This is a genomic window from Microbacterium cucumeris, assembly GCF_058349845.2.
The window spans coordinates 190,055-209,884 of sequence record NZ_JBYRIZ020000002.1 but is presented as its reverse complement, the minus strand read 5'-3'; the positions used below and the strand labels follow the sequence as shown (position 1 = coordinate 209,884).

The 19,830-nt window shown below is 71.1% G+C and carries 14 protein-coding genes; 4 read left to right on the top strand and 10 right to left on the bottom strand.

Going from position 1 to position 19,830, the window contains the following annotated elements:
* The first annotated feature begins 27 nt into the window (after positions 1–27).
* On the top strand, positions 28–300 hold the full coding sequence (locus tag AC3RXZ_RS07610) for a GlsB/YeaQ/YmgE family stress response membrane protein (RefSeq protein ID WP_243230594.1): 273 nt from the start codon (positions 28–30) through the stop codon (positions 298–300).
* A gap of 76 nt (positions 301–376) precedes the next feature.
* Here AC3RXZ_RS07610 and AC3RXZ_RS07605 read toward each other — a convergent pair whose 3' ends face one another.
* Complete coding sequence (locus AC3RXZ_RS07605; RefSeq protein WP_491493627.1) at positions 377–1,657, bottom strand: RNA polymerase sigma factor; 1,281 nt, start codon at positions 1,655–1,657, stop codon at positions 377–379.
* A gap of 1 nt (position 1,658) precedes the next feature.
* Positions 1,659–2,084 carry a YciI family protein gene (locus AC3RXZ_RS07600; RefSeq protein WP_243230591.1) on the bottom strand — a complete coding sequence of 142 codons (426 nt, stop codon included), beginning with the start codon at positions 2,082–2,084 and terminating at the stop codon, positions 1,659–1,661.
* A gap of 198 nt (positions 2,085–2,282) precedes the next feature.
* Here AC3RXZ_RS07600 and AC3RXZ_RS07595 point away from each other — a divergent pair, with 198 nt between their 5' ends.
* The gene (locus tag AC3RXZ_RS07595; RefSeq protein WP_491493626.1) at positions 2,283–4,259 is read left to right on the top strand and encodes a TPM domain-containing protein; all 1,977 of its coding nucleotides are present in this window, start codon (positions 2,283–2,285) and stop codon (positions 4,257–4,259) included.
* Positions 4,260–4,334: 75 nt separating this feature from the next.
* Here AC3RXZ_RS07595 and guaA read toward each other — a convergent pair whose 3' ends face one another.
* Both guaA and AC3RXZ_RS07585 read right to left on the bottom strand, forming a co-directional pair.
* Positions 4,335–5,912, bottom strand: a complete 1,578-nt coding sequence (gene guaA, locus AC3RXZ_RS07590) for a glutamine-hydrolyzing GMP synthase (protein ID WP_491493625.1) — start codon at positions 5,910–5,912, stop codon at positions 4,335–4,337.
* Positions 5,909–6,442, bottom strand: coding sequence for a DUF3817 domain-containing protein (locus tag AC3RXZ_RS07585; protein ID WP_491493624.1), 534 nt, complete (start codon positions 6,440–6,442; stop codon positions 5,909–5,911). The genes guaA and AC3RXZ_RS07585 overlap by 4 nt, the downstream gene beginning before the upstream one ends.
* 107 nt (positions 6,443–6,549) lie before the next feature.
* Between AC3RXZ_RS07585 and AC3RXZ_RS07580 the strand changes: the two genes are divergently transcribed.
* Complete coding sequence (locus AC3RXZ_RS07580; RefSeq protein ID WP_491493623.1) at positions 6,550–7,158, top strand: glyoxalase; 609 nt, start codon at positions 6,550–6,552, stop codon at positions 7,156–7,158.
* Positions 7,159–7,215: 57 nt separating this feature from the next.
* Here AC3RXZ_RS07580 and AC3RXZ_RS07575 read toward each other — a convergent pair whose 3' ends face one another.
* From AC3RXZ_RS07575 to AC3RXZ_RS07565, 3 genes are all read right to left on the bottom strand, one after another.
* The gene (locus AC3RXZ_RS07575) at positions 7,216–11,841 is read right to left on the bottom strand and encodes an ExeM/NucH family extracellular endonuclease (RefSeq protein WP_491493622.1); all 4,626 of its coding nucleotides are present in this window, start codon (positions 11,839–11,841) and stop codon (positions 7,216–7,218) included.
* Positions 11,842–12,068: 227 nt separating this feature from the next.
* Positions 12,069–12,824 (bottom strand): SURF1 family protein, encoded by a 756-nt coding sequence (locus AC3RXZ_RS07570; RefSeq protein WP_491493811.1) that lies wholly within the window; start codon positions 12,822–12,824, stop codon positions 12,069–12,071.
* 54 nt (positions 12,825–12,878) lie between these two features.
* Positions 12,879–13,997 (bottom strand): GuaB3 family IMP dehydrogenase-related protein, encoded by a 1,119-nt coding sequence (locus AC3RXZ_RS07565; RefSeq protein WP_243230898.1) that lies wholly within the window; start codon positions 13,995–13,997, stop codon positions 12,879–12,881.
* A 94-nt stretch (positions 13,998–14,091) separates the two neighbouring features.
* Between AC3RXZ_RS07565 and AC3RXZ_RS07560 the strand changes: the two genes are divergently transcribed.
* Positions 14,092–15,177, top strand: a complete 1,086-nt coding sequence (locus tag AC3RXZ_RS07560; RefSeq protein WP_491493810.1) for an FAD-dependent oxidoreductase — start codon at positions 14,092–14,094, stop codon at positions 15,175–15,177.
* On the opposite strand, the gene AC3RXZ_RS07555 is transcribed toward AC3RXZ_RS07560, so the two are convergent.
* From AC3RXZ_RS07555 to AC3RXZ_RS07545, 3 genes are all read right to left on the bottom strand, one after another.
* Complete coding sequence (locus AC3RXZ_RS07555; protein ID WP_491493621.1) at positions 15,178–16,866, bottom strand: ABC-F family ATP-binding cassette domain-containing protein; 1,689 nt, start codon at positions 16,864–16,866, stop codon at positions 15,178–15,180. It abuts the gene before it with no gap.
* A gap of 77 nt (positions 16,867–16,943) precedes the next feature.
* Positions 16,944–18,395, bottom strand: a complete 1,452-nt coding sequence (locus AC3RXZ_RS07550; RefSeq protein ID WP_491493620.1) for a pyridoxal phosphate-dependent decarboxylase family protein — start codon at positions 18,393–18,395, stop codon at positions 16,944–16,946.
* A complete protein-coding gene (locus AC3RXZ_RS07545; RefSeq protein WP_491493619.1) occupies positions 18,392–19,750 on the bottom strand; it encodes an MFS transporter in 1,359 nt (452 codons plus the stop codon). Before AC3RXZ_RS07545 ends, AC3RXZ_RS07550 begins: the two co-directional genes overlap by 4 nt.
* Positions 19,751–19,830: the final 80 nt, after the last annotated feature.

The following is a 19,830-nucleotide window of genomic DNA, read 5'->3' as shown; positions in this document are numbered from 1 at the left end:
CGACCGACTACAGAAAAGAGGCCCCTCATGAGCTTCCTCGGATTCCTTCTCCTCGGACTGATCGCCGGAGCGATCGCCAAGCTTATCCTGCCCGGACGCCAGGGCGGGGGCTGGTTCGTGACCCTTCTCCTCGGCGTCGTCGGCGCCATCCTGGGCGGTTGGCTCGGGAGCCTGCTGCTGAACCGTCCCCTCACGGAGTTCTGGGACCTCGGCACCTGGCTGCTCGCGATCGGCGGCGCGATCCTCGTCCTGCTGATCTACGGCCTGATCGTCGGACGGGGTCAGAAGGTCGACGACTGACCGACCCCGAGAGGGCAGAAGCGCACCGTCCCCACGCGGGACACCGTGCGTTTCTGCCCTCTCGGCATGTCGGCGGTCAGTTCCCGGCGGCCTTCGCCGCCAGGATCGCGCGTTCCCGCTCGTTGCCGGCGAGCCGGGCGGCGACGGCGAACTCGGACCGAGCCTCGTCGTCCCTGCCAAGTCGCAGCAGAAGTTCGCCGCGCGTCGCCGGCAGCAGGTGATATCCCTTCAGCGCACCGGATGCCGCGAGCCGGTCGATCTCGCGCAGCGCCGACGCCGGCCCGGTCGCCATCGCGATCGCCGCAGCCCGGTTGAGCTCGACGACCGGCGACGGCGCGATGCGCCCGAGCGCCTCGTAGAGGACGACGATCCGGTCCCAGTCGGTGTCCTCGACGGAGGCCGCGGTCGCATGGCACTCCGCGATCGCGGCCTGCAGGCCGTACGCGGTTCGCGCGCCGAGCGCGTCGGCCCGCGCGAGTGCCGCGCGCCCGGCCGCGATCCGGCCCCGATCCCAACGACGCCGGTCCTGGTCGGCGAGGAGGATCGGATCGCCCTTCGCGTCCACGCGCGCCGGGAACCGGGCGGCGGTGAGTTCCATGAGGGCGAGGATGCTCAGCGCGTCGCGCTCCTTCGGCAGCAGCGCCACCAGGACGCGGGCCAGGCGGATGGCCTCCATGCTCAGCTCCGGACGCATCCAGTCGGTTCCGCTGGTGGCGGCGTGGCCCTCGTTGAAGATGAGGTACAGCACGCCGAGGACCGCCCCCAGGCGCGCGGCCTGCTGGTCGCGCGGCGGCACCTCGAACGGCACGTTCGCCGCCGACAGCGTCTTCTTCGCACGCACGATGCGCTGCTGCACGGTGGCGACCGGGATCATGAACGCGCGCGCGATCTCCTCGGTCGACAGGCCTCCGACGACCCGCAGGGTGAGCGCCACCCGCGCTTCGCGCGAGAGCACCGGGTGGCAGGAGATGAAGATGAGTCGGAGCACGTCGTCGTCGATCTCATCGGGATCCCAGGGATCGGCGGTCGCGGCATCCGCCTGCTCGCGCTCCAGATCGTGCGCGATCGCCGAGAGCCGATCGTCGTATCGCTCCTGCCGGCGCCAGGTGTCGATCGCCCGGCGCTTCGCGACGGCGGTGAGCCAGGCCGCCGGATTGCGGGGAACGCCCTCGGCGGGCCACTGCCTCAGCGCCTCGACGAGCGCCTCCTGCGCGAGGTCCTCGGCCAGGGCGAAGTCGCCGACCATGCGGGTCAGCGTCGCGGTGATCTTCGCTGACTCGATCCGCCACACGGCGGCGAGGGCGCGCTCCACGTCATCCGCGGAGCGCGTCCCCTGCGCGCGTTCGATCTCCGGCATGTCACTTCTGGGCGCGCTGCGCCTGCTCCTCGCGCCAGCCCTCTTCCTTCTGGATCCACTCGTTGTCGGCCGGGAAGTCCTCCATCTCCGTCACGCGGCGCACCTCGAGGAAGGCACCGGGACCGAGCGGGGCGCGCTTGGCCCATTCGACCGCCTCTTCCCGGGAGGACACCTCGATGATCCAGAAGCCGTTGAAGAGCTCCTTGGTCTCGCCGTAGGGACCGTCCGTGACCAGCGGGGCCTCGGCGGAGTAGTCGACGACGAATCCCTCAGCGGCATCCGTCAGACCTTCTCCGGCGAGCAGGACGCCCGCCTTCATCATGGACTCGTTGTACTTCCCCATCGCCTCGATGACCTGCTCGAAGGGGATCTCGTTGTACGCCTCGACGCCCGAGTCGTCTGCGCGCATGATGAGCATGTACTTCATTTCTCTTCTCCTCGTCCGGGTCGTGTCTCGACCCTCTCACTGAAGACGTCGAACCGGAAGACGCCGGATCGACACGGCATCCGGAATTTCTCCGAAATCCTTCTGCGCGTATGCCCCGGGTCTGGCGCGCCGGCGCGTGGGAAGCGCCCTGACGGCATGCCATGCTTACCCAGGACGATCTTCGAGGGCGGAGGAACGATGAGATCGAGACGACCCCTGGCCGCGGCGGGAACGATGGCGCTGCTCCTCGGCCTGATCCTCGGCCCCGGAGTCGCGGCGCGGGCCGCGACTCCGCTCGATCTCGACCCGGGGCACATCACCGACGTGTCCGATGTGCTCGCCGAGACGGAGGAGGCCCGGCTCGAGGAGCGTCTCGCGGAGCTCGCATCCGCGGACGGTCGGCCGGAGCTGTTCGTGGTGCTGGTGCCCGACTTCGAGGATCCGAGCAACGCGCTCGCCTGGGCGGATGCCACGGCGAGGCGGAACAACCTCGGCTCGGATCAGTACCTGCTGGCGATCGCCACGGAAGGACGCAGCCTCGCCATCTCAGCCGAATACGGAGGCGACGGCGTCGCCGCCGGACCGCTCTCCGAGTCGCGCGTGCTCGGCATCGAGGACGAGCTCGGGGCGGAGCACCTCGCCGACGACGATTGGGCGGGCGGGATCGCCTTCGTCGCCGACGAGTTCGACGAGGTCCCGTGGCCGTGGTGGGTCTGGCTGCTCGGCCTCGCCATCCTGGCGCTGATCATCTTCCTCGTCACGCGCCTCGTGCTGTTCCTGCGGCGCCGGGCCGCACTGGCCGCGGAGCTGCGGACGCTGGAAGGGCAGAAGAAGCGCGCCGCCCGGCAACTGGTCCGGACGGACGAGGCGGTGCGCACCAGCGAACAGGAGCTCGGCTTCGTCACGGCCGAGTTCGGAGAGGAGACCACGACCGAGTTCGCCACGGTGCTGTCCGCCTGCCGCTCGCGCCTGCAGGAGGCGTTCGAACTCCTCGAGAAGCTCCAGGACGCCGATGAGGACAGTCCCGCGGAGACCCGTTCCTGGACCGACACCATCATCCGGCTGTGCGGTGAGGTGGATGCGGACCTCGAGGGACGCAAGCGCGAACTGGCCTCCCTGCGCGCTCTGACCGATTCGGCGACGGAGACCCTGACACGGCTGCGATCCGAGCGCGCTGCGGCTGCGGCATTCCCCGGTGAGGCCGCGGATCGTCTCGCATCCCTCACCGAGGTCTTCTCCGCCGCGGAACTGGCGGGCGTGGCGGACAACCCCGCCGAGATCACGGACCGGCTGGAGGCCGCCGACGAGCAGCTCGCGGCGCTGCAGAAGGCCGTGGACGCGCGCAGGGCGAAGGCGATCACGCGTGCGGTGCACGAGATCGAGCGGCTGCTGGCCGAGGCGAAGGACCTGCGCGACGCCGTCGGCGCGGAGGCGGAAGCCCTCGCCGCGCGCGCCGGCGTGGCGGCCGCACGAGCAGCGGAGGCGGCCGAGGCCGCCGCACCGACGGCGTCGACCGCCTCGGTTCTCGCGCAGGCCGAGGCCGCCGTGCATGCCGCCGAACTGTCCGTGCGGGCCCGTGCGGGCGGGGTGAGCTCGTTCCAGCTGAGTCGTCTGTACTTCGCGCAACGTCAGCTGGCCGCGGCCACGGCGGCCGCCGAGACGGAGGAGGCCGAGAGACTGGCCGCTTCCGCTCTCGCCGCGGCCGAACAGGTGCAGAGTCTGATCAGTGCACCGGTCGCCTCGGAACGGCGCCGATACGCGCGCTCGTCTGCGTCCGCTGAGCGGGAAGCCGTGATGTTCGATCCGCCCTCCTCCGGCGTGAGCGGCGCCTCGGATCGGCGGCGCTCGTACGCCTCCGACGATGACGGGCGCGGCGGGAAGGCTGTGTGGGGAGGCGTCGTCGGCGGGGTCGCCGGATTCGTCAGCAGCATCGGGGTCGCCGGCGACGAGCCGGGCGTGATCGTGATGTTCGTGATCGGCGGGGTCGTCCTCGGCGCGCTCTCCGGCGCGTTCGGCCGGGACGGCGGCAGCTCCTCCGGGTGGGGCGGGTCCTCGCGTTCCTCCTGGGGCGGTTCGTCCCGATCGTCCGGCAGCCGGTCGTTCGGATCCTTCGGCGGGGGCCGGTCCTCGGGCGGCAGCAGGTCGTCCGGACGTTCCGGCGGCCGCCGGTTCTAGGATCCGGCACCGCGGGCCGGGGAGAACCCAGGCGAACGGCGAAGGAGCGGATGCCGCAGCATCCGCTCCTTCAGATCACTCCCACTCGATGGTCCCCGGGGGCTTCGAGGTGACGTCGAGCACGACCCGGTTGACCTCGCGCACCTCGTTCGTGATGCGGTTCGAGATCTTGGAGAGCACGTCGTAGGGCAGCCGCGTCCAGTCGGCCGTCATGGCGTCCTCGCTCGAGACCGGCCGCAGCACGATCGGATGCCCGTAGGTGCGACCGTCGCCCTGCACGCCCACCGAGCGCACGTCCGCCAGCAGCACGACCGGGCACTGCCAGATCTCCCCGTCCAGGCCCGCCTTCGTCAGCTCCTCACGGGCGATGGCGTCGGCCTCGCGCAGAACCTCGAGACGGTCAGCGGTGACCTCGCCCACGATGCGGATGCCGAGGCCGGGGCCCGGAAACGGCTGACGCGCGACGATCGCCTCCGGAAGCCCCAGCTCGCGTCCGATCGCGCGCACCTCGTCCTTGAACAGCGTGCGCAGCGGCTCGATGAGCTCGAAGTCCAGGTCGTCGGGAAGTCCGCCGACGTTGTGGTGCGACTTGATGTTCGCCGTGCCCGTGCCTCCGCCGGATTCCACGACGTCCGGGTACAGCGTGCCCTGCACCAGGAAGCGCACCGGCTCACCGGACGCCTTCGCCTCGTCGACGAGCTCGCGCTGCACCTTCTCGAACGCGCGGATGAACTCGCGGCCGATGATCTTGCGCTTCTGCTCCGGATCCGTCACGCCCGCCAGGTGCCCGAGGAACGTCTCGGCGGCATCCACTGTGATCAGGCGCACGCCGGTCGAGGCGACGTAGTCCTGCTCGACCTGCTCGCGCTCCCCCTTGCGGAGCAGCCCGTGGTCGACGAACACCGCGGTCAGCTGATCGCCGATCGCCCGGTGCACCAGCGCGGTCGAGACAGCAGAGTCCACACCGCCGGAGAGCGCCGAGATGACCCGCGCCGAGCCGACCTGCTCGCGGATGCGCGCGACCTGCTCCTCGATGACGTTGCCGCTGTTCCAGTCCGCCGCGAGTCCGGCCGCCTTGTGCAGGAAGTTCTCGATGACCTCCTGGCCGTGGTCGGAGTGCTTCACCTCGGGGTGCCACTGCACGCCGTAGAAGCACTTCTCGTCGCTGCCGAAGGCGGCGACCGGCGTCGCGTCCGTCGACGCCAGCACCTCGAAGCCCTCCGGCGCGCGCGCGACCTGATCGCCGTGGCTCATCCACACGTTCTGGGCAGCCGGCTGCCCGCCCAGCAGCACGCCGCCGTCTCCGGCGAGCGCGGCATCCGTGGCGCCGTACTCGCGCAGGCCCGTGTTGGCGACCTCGCCGCCGAGCGCGCGCGCCATGACCTGGAAGCCGTAGCAGATGCCGAGTGTGGGCACGCCGAGGTCGAAGATCCCGCCGTCCAGATCCGGCGCGCCCGCCTCGTACACCGACGACGGGCCGCCGGAGAGGATCAGCGCCACCGGGTTCTTCTCGGCGATCTCCGACGCGCTGACGGTGTGCGGGACGATCTCGCTGTACACGCCGGCCTCGCGGACGCGGCGGGCGATCAGCTGCGCGTACTGGGCGCCGAAGTCGACGACGAGCACGGGACGCTGGGCGGTGTCAGCGCTCATCGCGCGGCCTCCTGGGTGGTGGTGTCGGATGCGTCGGCCGCGATCGCGGCTTCGCGGGAAGCGAGATAGGTCTTCACCTCACGGGAGACCCTGGCCTCCATGAAGAAGGACAGCAGCGGGACGATGCCGCCGAGCGCGAGCATGATGAAGCGCGGGAACGGCCAGCGCATCAGGCTCCACACCCGGAAGCACGCGAAGAGGTAGACGACGTAGAACCAGCCGTGCGCGACGAGGATGAACAGCGAGAGGTTCAGCCCGCCGGCGGTCTGGCCGGTGGAGTCGAGCTCGCACCCCATCCCCCCGGGCACGAACAGCGAGTACCACTGGCAGCCCTCGCCCACGATGACGGGCGCGAACCAGAGGAACCCGCCGGAGCCGCCCGCGAAGAGCTCGACATGCGTGGGGCTGTACTTGAGGATCATCTCCGCCAGCAGCAGCAGGAGCATGACACCCGTGATGATCGAGGCGATCTGATAGAACCTCAGCGCCCCGCGGATCTTCGGGAACGAGGCGGCTTTCGGTTCGGGCATGGAGTCCAGTCTACCCGCGCCGGAACGCCGGCCCCGGCGCGCCGGTTCACGCGGATCCGTCAGGAATCGAGAAGCGCGGGCGCGACCGCCCTCGTAACGTCATCGGCATGAACACCATCGACAGCATCACCCTCGAAGTCTCGGATCCGGCAGCGGCCGAGACGTTCTACTCCCGGGCCTTCGGGATCCGCGACCGGCTGCGGCTACGCGCGACGGATGCCGAGACATCGGGGTTCCGCGGATACACTCTTTCGCTCATCGCGGCCCAGCCCGCCGACGCCCGGCTGCTGCTGGACGATGCGATCGCCGCGGGAGCCACGGTCCTCAAGCCCGCGGCGAAGTCGCTGTGGGGGTTCGGCGGCACCGTGCAGGCTCCGGACGGATCGGTGTGGAACATCGCGACCTCCGCCAAGAAGGACGCCGCGCCCCCGAGCCGCGCGTTCCAGGAGTTCGTGCTGCTCCTGGGCGTCGAGAAGGTCTCGATCAGCAAGCAGTTCTACGTCGACCGCGGCTTCGCCGTGAAGAAGAGCTTCGGCAGTTACGTGGACTTCGACACCCCCACGGGGTCGATCGGCCTCGGGCTGTACAAGCGCGCCGCCCTCGCGAAATCCGCCGGCGTCGACGCGGACGGCTCCGGATCGCATCGCCTCGTGATCGGCGGCTCGCTCGGCGACGTCACGGATCCCGACGGCTTCACCTGGTCCTCGCCCGCCTGAGCGCGCGCACACGACGAAGGCCGCCGGGATCGCCCCGACGGCCTTCGTCGTTCGATGTCAGAACCAGCCGGTGATGAGGTCCCACAGCCAGTCGAGGATGTCCCCGATGGCTCCGCCGATGCCGCCGCCACGGTTGACGGTGACCGTGTCGGTCGCCGTGTCGCCGTCGGCCTGCGACACCTCGACGGTGTACTTCCCCGGCTGCGCGCTCCGAGGCACCGTGACGGAGGCCTCGAACGTGCCGTCCTGCGCCACGACGACCTCACCGAGCTCGATCGCCTCGCCCTTCTTGGGCTGCAGGCGGATGCTGACGGTCTCGCCCGGCTCGAAGTCGGCACCCGTGATGCCGAGCTTCTTGCCGGCGCTGACCTTCCGGTCCGCGTCGATCGTTCCGGCGAACTCCGCCGGCTCCTCACCCGCGATGGTGAACGGCACCTGCACGGTCGTGCCCGTCTCGGCCACGGAGACCGTCAGAGCCTGGTCGCCGGTCACGCCATCGGGCACCGTGAACGAAAGGCTCGCACGGCCGGCCTCGTCGGTCGTGTCGACGATCGCCGGATCGATCGACCCGGAGGCGAGCACGGTGTCGCCGAGCGACACGGCGACCTCGGTGCCGTTCGCCTCTCCCGCGCTGAACGCGAGTGAGGACAGATCGATCGACACCTGGTCACCGGCGCTGTAACCGTCGGCATCCGCAGGGCTGAGGGTCACGCCGACCGCGCGCTGCGCGAGGTCCGGAGTGGCCGTGCCGTTCGCGTCGAACCAGTCGACCATGGACGAGAGGTCGATCTTGCCCGTGTCGGCCTTGTTCGCGCCGTCGGCGAAGGTGGCGAAGTTGTCACCGCCCGCAGCGAGGAACGAGTTCGCCGCGACCACGTAGGTCGCCGCGGGATCGATCGCCGTCCCGTCGAGCGTGATCGACGTGATCCGCTCGCCCTGCGCCGCCGTCGGGTCGTAGGTGTAGACCAGCCCCTCCGAGACGCCGAGCTTCAGGAACGGCCGGCTCGCGCCCTCCGGCTGCCACTGCTCCTCGAGCACGCTCTTCAGCTGCGCTCCTGTGAGCTCCAGCGTCACGAGCGTGTTGGCGAACGGCTGGACCGTCGCCGCCTCGCGGAAGGTGACGTTGCCGTCCGGGTCCGCCTCCCCCGTGCTCGCGCAGGACAGGTTCGCCCGGATGCCGCCGGGGTTCATCAGCGCCAGATCGGCACCGGTGGCCCACTTCTGCACGTCCGCGACGAAGTTGCCGATCGTGGACTCGCCACCGCGGTTCTCGGAGCCGTTCGACTGACGTGCCCGGTTGAAGTCCGCCGTGATCTCGCCCACCTTCTCGGCTCCGAGCACATCGGCCTCCGCCTTCGCGGCGTCGACGATCTCCTGAACCTCGGCGACGGCCGGGTAGAGGGCCTCGCCGCCCTCGGTGAGCGGCTTGATCTCGTTGGTGATGGAGAGCAGCTCCTTCGACTCGGGGTCGACCTGGAGGTTCATCAGCCCGAAGTTCTCGCCGTACTGACCCGCCGAGACGACCGGCCGGCCGTCGATGACGTGGTTGTAGGCGAGGTGAGTGTGCGCCGACACGATCGCGCTCACGCTGTCGTCCACGCCGGCGACGATCTCGCCGAGCGCCGACTCCGGCGTGATGCTCTCGACCTCGGTGCTCGTGGCGCCCTCGTGGACGAGGAGGATGAGCACGTCGGCCTCGCCGTTGCCGGCCTCGCCGTCGGTCAGGTCGGCTGCGACGTCGTTGACCGAGTCGACGACGCTGCGCACCTCCAGATCGGCGATGCCCTCCGGCGAGACGAGGGAGTCGAGCTCCTCCGTCACCGCTCCGATGAAGCCGACCTTCACCCCGTCGAGCTCGGTGACCCAGCTCGGAGCGAGCGCCGGCTCGCCGGTCTCGGTGACGAACACGTTCGCGCTGATGTACTCCCAGTCCGCCCGGTCCTGGACGCGACCCTCGAGGTCGTCCCAGCCCTGGTCGAACTCGTGGTTCCCCGCCGCGCTGACGTCGAGGCCGGCGGCGTTGAGCGCATCGATCGTGGGGTTGTCGTCCTGGATGAACGACGTGAACGTCGAGGCGCCGATGAGATCGCCCGCCGCCGCGAACACGGTGTTCGGGTTCGCCTCGCGCTGCTGCTGCACGGCTCCGGCGAGCACCGCTGCTCCGGCCGATGCGCCGTCCGCCTCGATCCGACCGTGGAAGTCGTTGATCGTGACGATGTCGATCGACACCGGCGGGATCTCGCTCGAGATGCCGACGATGACAGGATCGTGATCGCTGGAGCGGTACGGAGTGCCCGATTCGACAGCGCCGAACGCATACCCGCGGTCGCTCCACTCCGGGGAGTTGATCGACCACACGCCGGTGCCGGTCACGGATGCCGCCAGTGACGGCGATGCGATCGCGTGATCGAGCGAGCCGAGCTCGCCGTCGTAGGTGTACGTGTACTGCCCGTCCGCCTGCGCGGGGACCAGGTCGGTCCAGCCGGCCTGCGCGAACACGTCGATCGGGTCCTCCTGACCGTACGCGTTGAAGTCGCCGAGCAGCAGGATGTCGGAGCTGCCGCTCGTGTCGGCGATCGTCTCCGTGAAGGCGAGCAGCGACTGGGCCTGCGCGACGCGGTCGGCGTTGAAGAAGCCCTGACCGTCGGCCGGCTCGGTGCCGCCTCCGGACGGCGGCGACTTCGACTTGAAGTGGTTCGCGACCACCGAGACGAGCTTGCCGTCGACGTCGAACGTCTGCGCGATCGGCTCCCGGGCGTTGCCCCACACCGTCTCGTCGACGATCGTGGCGCTGTCGCCCACGGCGGTCACGGCATCCTTCTTGTAGATGATGGCGTTCGTGATCACGTCCGTGTCGGTCTCGAGAAGCGCGTCCGGGGTCGGGACGAAGTCCCACACCTCGGAGCCCGCGTCGTCGTTGAGCCCGTCGACGAGATCGGCCAGCGCCGAGTCGGCCGGCTTGCCGAAGTGGATCGAGTTCTCGATCTCCATCAGCGACACGACCTCGGCGTCCAGGGCGTTGATCGCGGTGACGATCTTCGACTTCTGGATCGCGAACTCCTCGGCGGTCTCGGCGCCCCGAGCGTCCGGGTTCTCGCTGGAGAGCGTCGTGAAGTAGTTGTAGACGTTGAACGCCGCGACCTGCACGTCACCGCCCACCTCCGGCGCGGCCTCGGTGCGCGGGTTCTGCGCAGTGAAGGTCGCGGTGTACGACGCGTCGCTCGCATCGTCGATGGGGATGACCGGCTGCAGCCTCCAGTCGTCGAAGCCGTACTGCAGGATGTACCCCGCGTCGGCGAAGTCCACGGCGTCGCCGTTGCGCACCACGGTGTCCGCGGTGAAGTACGGCTGCTCGCCCGGGTGGGCGTTGCTGGTGACCTGGGAGGACCAGCCGTCGTCGAGCAGGATGCGCTCGGCGCGGTTCTCGGCCGCGATCGCGTTCGCGGCGTCGCCGGGACGGGTCGTCTCGGTGCTCTTGACGTTGAGCTCTCCCGGGTTCAGCCAGAGCGTGCCGTAGTTGTACAGCTGGTGGCTGGAGGCGACGAGGTACGTGCCGGTCGGAGCGACGAGCATGCTCTCGTACGCTTCGCGCGCATCGCCCGTCACCGTGTCCGGCAGCGGCGTCGTCGCCGGCACGCCCGCGTCCGGCGTGACGACTTCGACGTCGGATGCCGCGGCCGGCGAGATCTGGGTCTGGCCGTAGTACTCGCCGACGACGCCGGTGACCGAGACCAGGTCTCCGATCTCGGCATCCGCGGTCAGCGCGTCGAGGAAGACGAACACCCCGTCGGAGGCGTCGCCTGCGGCGTGGTCCTCTCCACCGGAGCCCTCGGTCTGGATCGTGATGCCGCGGTAGCCGCCGGTGCGGTAGTCCCCGGTGACGACGCCGGTGACCTGCACGGTCCGCCCGTCCAGCGGAGAGGTGCCTCCGGTGCCCTGCACCTCGGCGATCGAGACCGCGGTGGGCTCCTCCGGCTCCTCGGGCTCCTCCGGCTCGGTGCCTCCGGAGTTCTGCGGCGTGATGGTCGCCGAGAGCGTGAAGTCGGCGCTGTTGTCGTCGGTGTCGGCGCCGTCGGTGCGGTTCAGCGACTTGACGTCGGTGTTGCCCGCCGGCGCAGTGGCCGCAGCCGTCTCGAACGTGTTCGAGCTGCCGTAGCCGAGGAGGTCGATCACGCCCTGCGCGCCGACGGAGGATCCCGGAGCGAGCGTCACGGCCGCGGTGCCCTCCACGAGCGCGATGGTGCCGTTGGTGCCGCTCGGGTTGAGGGCGCCGACGACGTCGGCCGTCGGCAGCGCCTGGCCGTTCGAGCCGTTGCTGCCGCCCTGCACGAGGAAGTACCCGCCGGCCGGGATGACGCCGGTCAGCGCGGCGACGCCGTGGGAGGGGCCCGTTCCGGTCGCCGACCGGTACTGCAGCGACAGACCGTCGAGGGTGACGGGCTCGCTGGTCGGGTTGTAGAGCTCCACGAACTTGTTCGTGAACGCCGCGCCCGAGCTGCCGCCGGAGAGGTAGGCCTCGTTGATGACGATGCCGGTGCCGGTCGTGTTCGCGAAGGCGGGAGTGGCGACCAGAGCGCCGGCGCCGAGAGCGGCGACGCAGGTCACGGCGAGGACGCGCACGCGCCCCCTGCTGCGGAATGACGCCGGAACCGCGTGGTTCTCAGCGCCGGGGGCGGGCATCATCGTTGCTGTCTCCTCGGGTCGGGATGCGGCGGCGGCTCTTGTGAAGCGCCGCGGTGAGCGCTCACAGCGCGCACACATGTCTGGAGCATACGGAGAGGCAGGGACAGGATCAATGATGTTCGCCGATTGGTCACCGACTGCTCACCGGATCTGCATCGATCGGCCGCGGACCCGCTCGGATGCGCGGCCTCCGGTGCTCGGATGAGCAGCCGGCTCGGCAGACCCGCTCAGGATGCCGCGGCGACGGTGTCCTCGAAGTCCTCGATCTCGCGCTCCCAGGCGTCCTTCGCGAGCCGGTACCAGATGTAGAACGCGAAGCCGGCGAAGATCGCCCACTCGGCCGCGTAGAAGACGTTGAGCCAGTTCACCGGGGACAGTTCGTCCGGGGCCGGGGATGAGATGTCGACGAGCCCCTCCGGAGCCGACGCGCTGGCCAGATAGGGACGGTACACCGCGAGGCGCTCGGTGTCGTGCCAGTGGCTCAGCAGCGCCGCCGGAGACATCCGGTCCATGCGCTGCGGGTCGCCGGGCGGAGGCACCTGCACGCCCTCGTCCGAGATGAGTCGTCCTGTGATCGACGCCTCGGCGCCCGCGGCCTGCTGCTCCAGCACCGCGGCCGCGGCATCCGCGTCCTCCCGATCCTGAGCCCACCCGAGGGCGACCGCGATCGAGACGCCGTCGGCGACGCGGAGCTGCCCGGTGACCCAGTACCCCTCGACGTCGTCGTTGAACCGGGACGAGACGACGAGGAAGTCGCCGCCGACCCAGGTACCGCTCGTCTCGACGCGCTGTCCGACGTACGGCTCGGGCAGGTACGCGCCGGGCTCCACGACGTCTGCGAGGGGCCGGAGCTCCTCGGTCACGCCGGCCGGTGGGGGGTCGGTCTCGATCGCACGACCGAGCTGCCACTGGCCGAGGAACGCGAACACGCCGGCGACCAGCAGGCACAGCCCGAGCACGCCGATCCAGCGCGGACGCAGCATGACCTCGCGCAGAGTCGGCGGGAAGACCTCGGGTGTCGTCACGGCGGAACGGACTCAGCCCTGCTCGTAGGGGGCGAGCACGACCTCGACGCGCTGGAACTCCTTCAGATCGGAGTACCCGGTCGTCGCCATGGACTTGCGCAGAGCCCCGATGAGGTTCGCCGTGCCGTCGGCGACCGGCGCCGGCCCGTAGAGGATCTCCTCCAGCGGAGCGATGCCGTCGACCGCCACGCGGCGACCGCGCGGGAGCTTGGGGTGGTGCGCCTCGGGGCCCCAGTGGAAGCCGCGCCCCGGCGCATCGGTCGCGCGTGCCAGCGCGACGCCGAGCATGACCGCGTCCGCGCCCATCGCGAGGGCCTTGACGATGTCGCCCGACGTGCCGACGCCGCCGTCCGCGATCACGTGCACGTAACGGCCGCCGGACTCGTCGAGATAGTCGCGGCGCGCAGCCGCGACGTCGGAGACGGCCGTGGCCATGGGTGCGTGGATACCGAGGGTCGCCCGCGTCGTCGACGCGGCGCCCCCGCCGAAGCCCACGAGCACGCCGGCGGCACCCGTGCGCATCAGGTGCAGGGCAGCAGTGTAGGTGGCCGCGCCGCCCACGATCACGGGAACGTCGAGGTCGTAGATGAACTTCTTCAGGTTCAGCGGCTCGGCGGCGCTCGAGACGTGCTCGGCCGACACCGTCGTCCCGCGGATCACGAACAGGTCGACGCCCGCCGCGACGACGGTCTCGTACAGCTCCTGGGTGCGCTGGGGAGTCAGGGATCCCGCCACCGTGACACCGCCCGCGCGGATCTCGGCCAGACGCGCCTTGATGAGCTCGGGCTTGATCGGCTCGCTGTACAGCTGCTGCATGCGCTGCGTCGCCTTCTCGGGGGCCAGGCCCGCGATCTCTGCCAGCAGCGGCTCCGGGTCCTCGTACCGCGTCCACAGACCCTCGAGATCGAGCACGCCGAGGCCGCCGAGACGCCCGAGGGCGATGGCGGTCGCCGGGCTCACGACCGAGTCCATCGGTGCGCCCAGTACCGGGATGTCGAAGCCGTACGCGTCGATCGTCCAAGCCGTCGAGACGTCCTCGGGATTGCGCGTGCGTCGCGAGGGCACCACCGCGATGTCGTCGAACGTGTACGCGCGGCGCGCGCGCTTGCCTCGGCCGAGCTCGATGTCCATGGTCACCCGTCCAGCCTACCCGGACCCCGCGACCGCCTTCTCGCGGCTCGGCGCGCACCGCGGCTGGCAGACTGGCAGCGAGCTGGAGGTCGAGATGACGCAGGATGCCGTGGACGTCGCCGTCGTGGGCGGCGGCGTGATGGGACTCGCGACCGCGTGGGAGCTGGTGCGGCGCGGGCACCGTCCCGTCGTCCTGGAGCGATTCGCGCGCGGTCACACACATGGGGCATCGCACGGCGCGACCCGCAACTTCAACAACGCCTACGCCGAGGAGCACTACCTCGATCTGCTGACCCGGGCCCGCGCCGGGTGGGACGCCCTCGGGCCCGTGGACGGCGCGCCTCTGCTGCGGCTGCACGGCCTGGTGACGCGCGGCGACGTCGACGTGGCATCCGTGCAGGCCGCGCTCGTCTCGCGCGGCATTCCCGCGGAGCTGCTGACGGCATCTGAGGCCGCGCTCCGGTGGCCGGGCATCCGCTTCGCCACGGACGTGCTCTGGTCGGCGGACGCGGGCGTCGTGCGCGCGGCGGACGCGTTGCGGGAGCTGGAGCGGCGGATCCTCGCCGGCGGCGGGGAGGTCCGCTGGGAGACGCCCGTGGAGCGCATCGGCCAGGATCCGGCGAGCGCGGTGCTCGCGCTGTCCGACGGGACGACGCTGCGCGCCGGCACGGTGGTCGTCACGGCCGGCGCCTGGAGCGCGAAGCTTCTGGGCAGCATCGGGCTCCCGCCTCTGCGGGTGACGGAGGAGACCCCGGCGCACTTCCGTCCCCGCGCGGATGTTCCCTGGCCGTCGTTCAACCACTACGTCCCCGCCGGGACGTATCCGGCCACGGTGTACGGAATGCCCACGCCCGGCGAGGGCGTGAAGGTCGGCTTCCACCAGGTCGGCGATGAGGTCGATCCGGATGCCCGACCGCACCGCACGACCCACGCCGAGTCCCTCCGCGAGTACGTGCGGGAATGGATGCCGGGACTCGACCCGGACTCGGCCGCGCACCTCAGCTGCACCTACACCTCGACCGACGACGGCGACTTCGTCCTGGATCGCCGCGGGCGCGTCGTCGTCGGCGCCGGCTTCTCCGGGCACGGGTTCAAGTTCGCCACCGGGGTCGGCGCGGTGCTGGCCGACCTCGCTCTCGATCCGTCCGCGCGGGCGGCGAACCCGTTCCGGCTTCCCTGATCAGCGGGCGCGGGCCACCCGGCGCTCGTCCCAGACCGGTTCGTCGGTCGCGTACACCTCGCCGTCCGACCCGAACACGAGGAACCGGTCGAAGGAGCGCGCGAACCAGCGATCGTGCGTCACGGCGAGCACGGTCCCGTCGAACCGCGCGAGCGCCTCCTCCAGCGCTTCGGCCGATTCCAGGTCGAGGTTGTCGGTGGGCTCGTCGAGCAGCAGCAGCGTCGCCCCGGACAGCTCGAGCAGCAGCACCTGGAACCGGGCCTGCTGTCCTCCGGAGAGCGAGTCGAAGCTCTGCTGCGCCTGCCGGACGAGGCCGTACCGGTCCAGGGCGCTGCTCGCGGCATCCCTCGGGAGGCCGGCACGCCGGTCATCGCCGCGATGGAGGATCTCCAGCAGCGTGCGTCCGGCGAACTCGGGATGCGCGTGGGTCTGGGCGAAGAGCCCGGGGACGACACGGGCGCCGAGGGTGGCACGGCCGGCGTGCGCGACCTCGGCCAGCTGCTCCCCCGTCGAGGTGACGTGCCCGAGCGTCGGATCCGGATCGGTTCCGCCCCGCGCGAGCAGCCTCAGGAAGTGCGACTTGCCCGAGCCGTTCGATCCCAGCACGCCGACGCGGTCGCCGAACCAGATCTCGGCATCGAACGGCCGCATGAGCCCGGTGAGCTCGAGTCGCTCGGCGACGACCGCGCGCTTGCCGGTGCGGGCTCCGCGCAACCGCATGTCGAAGTCCTGCGACGGCGGTCGCTCCTGCGGCGGCCCCGCCTCCTCGAAGCGGCGCAGCCGGGTCTGCGCCGCACGATAGCGGGACGCGAATCCGTCGTTCGCCTCGGCCTTCACCTTGAGCGTCGCGACGAGGGTGCGCAGCTTCTCGTGCTGCTCGTCCCAGCGCCGACGGAGCTCGTCCAGCCGGTCCATCCGGTCCTCGCGCGCCTGGGCGTATGTCGCGAAGCCGCCGCCGTGCACCCAGGCCGTCGCACCGGCTCCGCCGGGTTCGAGCGTGACGATCCTGTCCGCGGCGCGTGCCAGGAGCTCGCGGTCGTGGGACACGAGCAGGACCGTCTTGGGCGTGAGGCGCAACTGCTCCTCGAGCCAGCGCTTGGCGGGGACGTCCAGGTAGTTGTCCGGCTCGTCGAGCAGCAGCACGTCGTCGGGTCCGCGCAGCAGCGCCTCGAGTGCGAGCCGCTTCTGCTCGCCTCCCGACAGCGTGACGAGCTCGCGATAACGTGCGCGCTCAAACGGCACCCCGAGCGCCGCGATGGTGCACTGGTCCCACACCGTCTCATGCTCGTAGCCGCCGGCGTCCGCATACTCGGCGATGGCGGCGGCGTACGCCATCTGCGTGTCGTTCTCGTCCCGTTCGATGAGCGCGTTCTCGGCGGCCTCCAGTCCCTCCGCGGCCGCGCGGATGCGTCGCGGGGCGACGCGCACGAGCAGGTCCTGCACGGTCTGCCCCGGCTCGCCGTGCCCGATGAACTGGTCCATGACGCCGAGCCCGCCGTCGATCGTGACCACGCCGGAGTCGGTGGGGGTGTCCTGGCGGATGATGCGCAGCAGTGTCGTCTTGCCGGCGCCGTTCGGCCCGATGAGGGCACTGGTGGATCCCGCGCCGACGCGGAACGTCACCTCGTCGAGAAGCGGCCTGCCGTCCGGCAGGGTCAGCGAGATCGCCGAGACATCGATGTAGCCCACGGTGGGTCGTCCTTCCGCCCGCCGCATGGCAAGCCAGCCAGCTTATCAGCGTCGCCGGGCGCGGGCGGACTCGGCATTCACCGCGGCTCGGACAGACGGGCGAGCAGCTCGGTGAGCAGCGCCTCGGCGACCGGCGCCGGCAGCTCCTCCACGAGCGCCATCAGCCCCGCCAGGGGGCGGTCCGAGGTCGCGCGGGCCGCTCCGGCAAGTCGCAGCAGCCGCCAGGCTGCGGCGGGCCCCGGGACGCGCCGCGCCCCGTACCCGAGCGCGCGGACCGCCGCCGCGAGCGCGCGCCCGTCGGCCGGGGGACGCCCGCGCACGGCATCCGCCGCCTGCACGAGAGCGCGGCGGAACCCGCCGAGCTCCCGTTCGAGCACAGGAGTGAGCGTGAGGTGGGCGCTGCGCGGCAGCCGGGTTCCGTCCGCCTGGACGAAGCCGGGCTGATGCTGGATACGCCAGCCGCGCCGCGCGAGCTCGTCGGCGAGCCGATGCGGGTCGACCCTCAGCGCGGGCATCGCTGTGGGATCCGCGATCAGGGCGAGGGCGGGGCCGACCGGGTCGCCGAGAACGACGAGACCGGGGATGCCGTCCACCTCCGACCGGATGCCCGTCGCCACTCGCCGGATCGATGCGGTGAGCTCGGCGAATCCGGAGTCCCCCAGCCGCTGCACGATCGCCCAGGATGCCGCGAGCGGAGACGCCGACTTCGATCCGAGCAGGGTCGGGTTGACGACCGGATAGCCCGGCCATTGCGTGGTCGCGAAGAACTGCGCGCGATGCTGACGCCGCCCGCGGTGCAGCAGCACCGAGACGCCCTTCGGGGCGTACCCGTACTTGTGCAGATCCGCCGAGATGCTCGTCACGCCGGTGACCCGGAAGTCCCACGCGGGCGCATCCGTCCACCACGGCAGCACCAGACCGCCGAAGCACGCGTCGACGTGACAGCGGATGCCGTGCGCCTGCGCGGCGGCGGCGACGGCGCGGATCGGATCGAGCGCGCCGCTGGGGTACGCCGGCGCGGACACGACGACGAGCGCGACGTCCCCGTCCATCCGGGCGATGACGTCCTCGGCGGCCACCGCGCCGTCCGGGCGGCACGGAACCGTGTCGAGTTCCAGGTCGAACAGTCTGGCCGCCTTCTGGAACGCCGCGTGCGCGGTGGCCGGTACCAGCAGTCGCGGACGGCGGCCGGACGCCGTCTCCCCGTGCTCGGCCCGCCACAGGTCGCGCGCGGTCTTCACGGCGAGCAGGCAGCTCTCCGTGCCGCCGCTCGTCACGGAGCCGACGACATCGCGCCGCCCGTGCAGCGCCCGACGGACGAATCCGAGGACCTCCCGCTCCATGACGGCCACGGACGGGAAGACCGTGGGGTCGAGGGCGTTCACGGGCCGGGCGAGGGATGCCGCGGCATCCGCCAGTTCGTCCAGCTCGGGCACCCCGGCGTCGTAGACATAGGCGAGCACGCGGCCGCCGTGCGTGGGCGCGTCGGCCGCACGCAGATTCCGGAGGCGGTCGAGGATGCCGGTCACGCCGAGGTCCCGACGATGTCTCGCTCGCGCAGACGATACCCGGAGAGGGTCACGAGGCTGAGGACCATGAGCGCGGCGGGCAGCGCGCTGAAGGCCACCGCGATCCCCGCGACCGCGGCCCCCGGCTGATCGACCGACACGCCGGCGGTCGACTCGACATACCCGGTGGCGGCGAGCACGACCGAGAGCACGGTCGCCCCCAGCGCCATGCCCGTGGTCTCCCCCGCCGTCCAGACGCCGCTGAAGACGCCGGAGCGGTTCTCGCCGCGCTGCGCGGAACGGTCGTGCGCGATGACGTCCGGCAGCATCGCCATCGGCAGCGTCTGCATCCCGGCGTACGCGGCGCCGGCCAGCGCGACGGGAGCGAGGATCCACCAGCCCGGCAGCCACGCCATCCCCACCAGGACGAGCGTCGCCACGAGGAAGACCAGACTGGCGAGCCGGAACGCCCGCTCCTTCCCCACGCGATCGGCGACGGCTTTCCACACCGGGGCCATCAGCAGCGCCGGAGCGATGAGGGCCGCGAACAACGGGGTCACGGCGCCCTCGTCGTGCAGGATCCACCGTGCGACGAACTGCGCGGCGGCGAGCATGAGCCCGGTCGCGAGTCCCTGGATCATGAACGTCGCCAGCAGCGCCCGGAACGGACGGCTCTCGCGCAGCACCCGGATCCCGGCGCGGTAGTGCGCTCCGATCGACAGGCCGGCGACGACGGGCAGCGGTGGTCGCTGCGGCGCGACGGATGCCGCCACGAGCATCCCCGCCGCCAGCACGATCCCGGCGACGAGCGCCATGACCAGGTAGCCGCGCAGCGGATCGTCGGGGAACAGACCGCGCAGCTCGGGCCCGCCCGCGCCGAAGAGGAGGATCGCCAGCGTCAGCACGACGACCCGCCAGCTCAGCAGTCGCGTGCGCTCGCGGTAGCTGTCGGTGAGCTCGGCGGGCAACGCGATGTAGGGCACCTGGAACAGGCTGAAGCAGGTGGCGGCGAGCATGAAGGCCACGAGCACCCAGAGCGCGGAGGACACCGGCCCCAGCCCGCCCGGCACGGCGAAAGTCGCGACGAAGGCGACCGGCAGCCCGATGCCGCCCAGGATCATGAAGCGGCGCCGCGACCCGGCGTGCGCATACGAGCGGTCGCTGAGGCCGCCGATGACGGGGTCGATGAGCACGTCCCAGATCTTCGCCGCCGTGACGATCGCGCCCGCGGCCAGGGCCGTCACACCGAGGGAATCAGTGAGGTAATACACGAGGACGAGACCCGGCAGCGTGGCGAACCCGCCCGTGCCGAGCGACCCGATGGCGTAGCGGGCGACCTGCCCCCTGGTCAGCGCAGAACTCCCCGGTGAATCCATGGGCTCACTCTAGGGCGTCCGGCAGGCCGGGCAGCGCATCCGGGGAAGAGGTGCCCATGCTCGGCGGTGGCGGGTGCAGG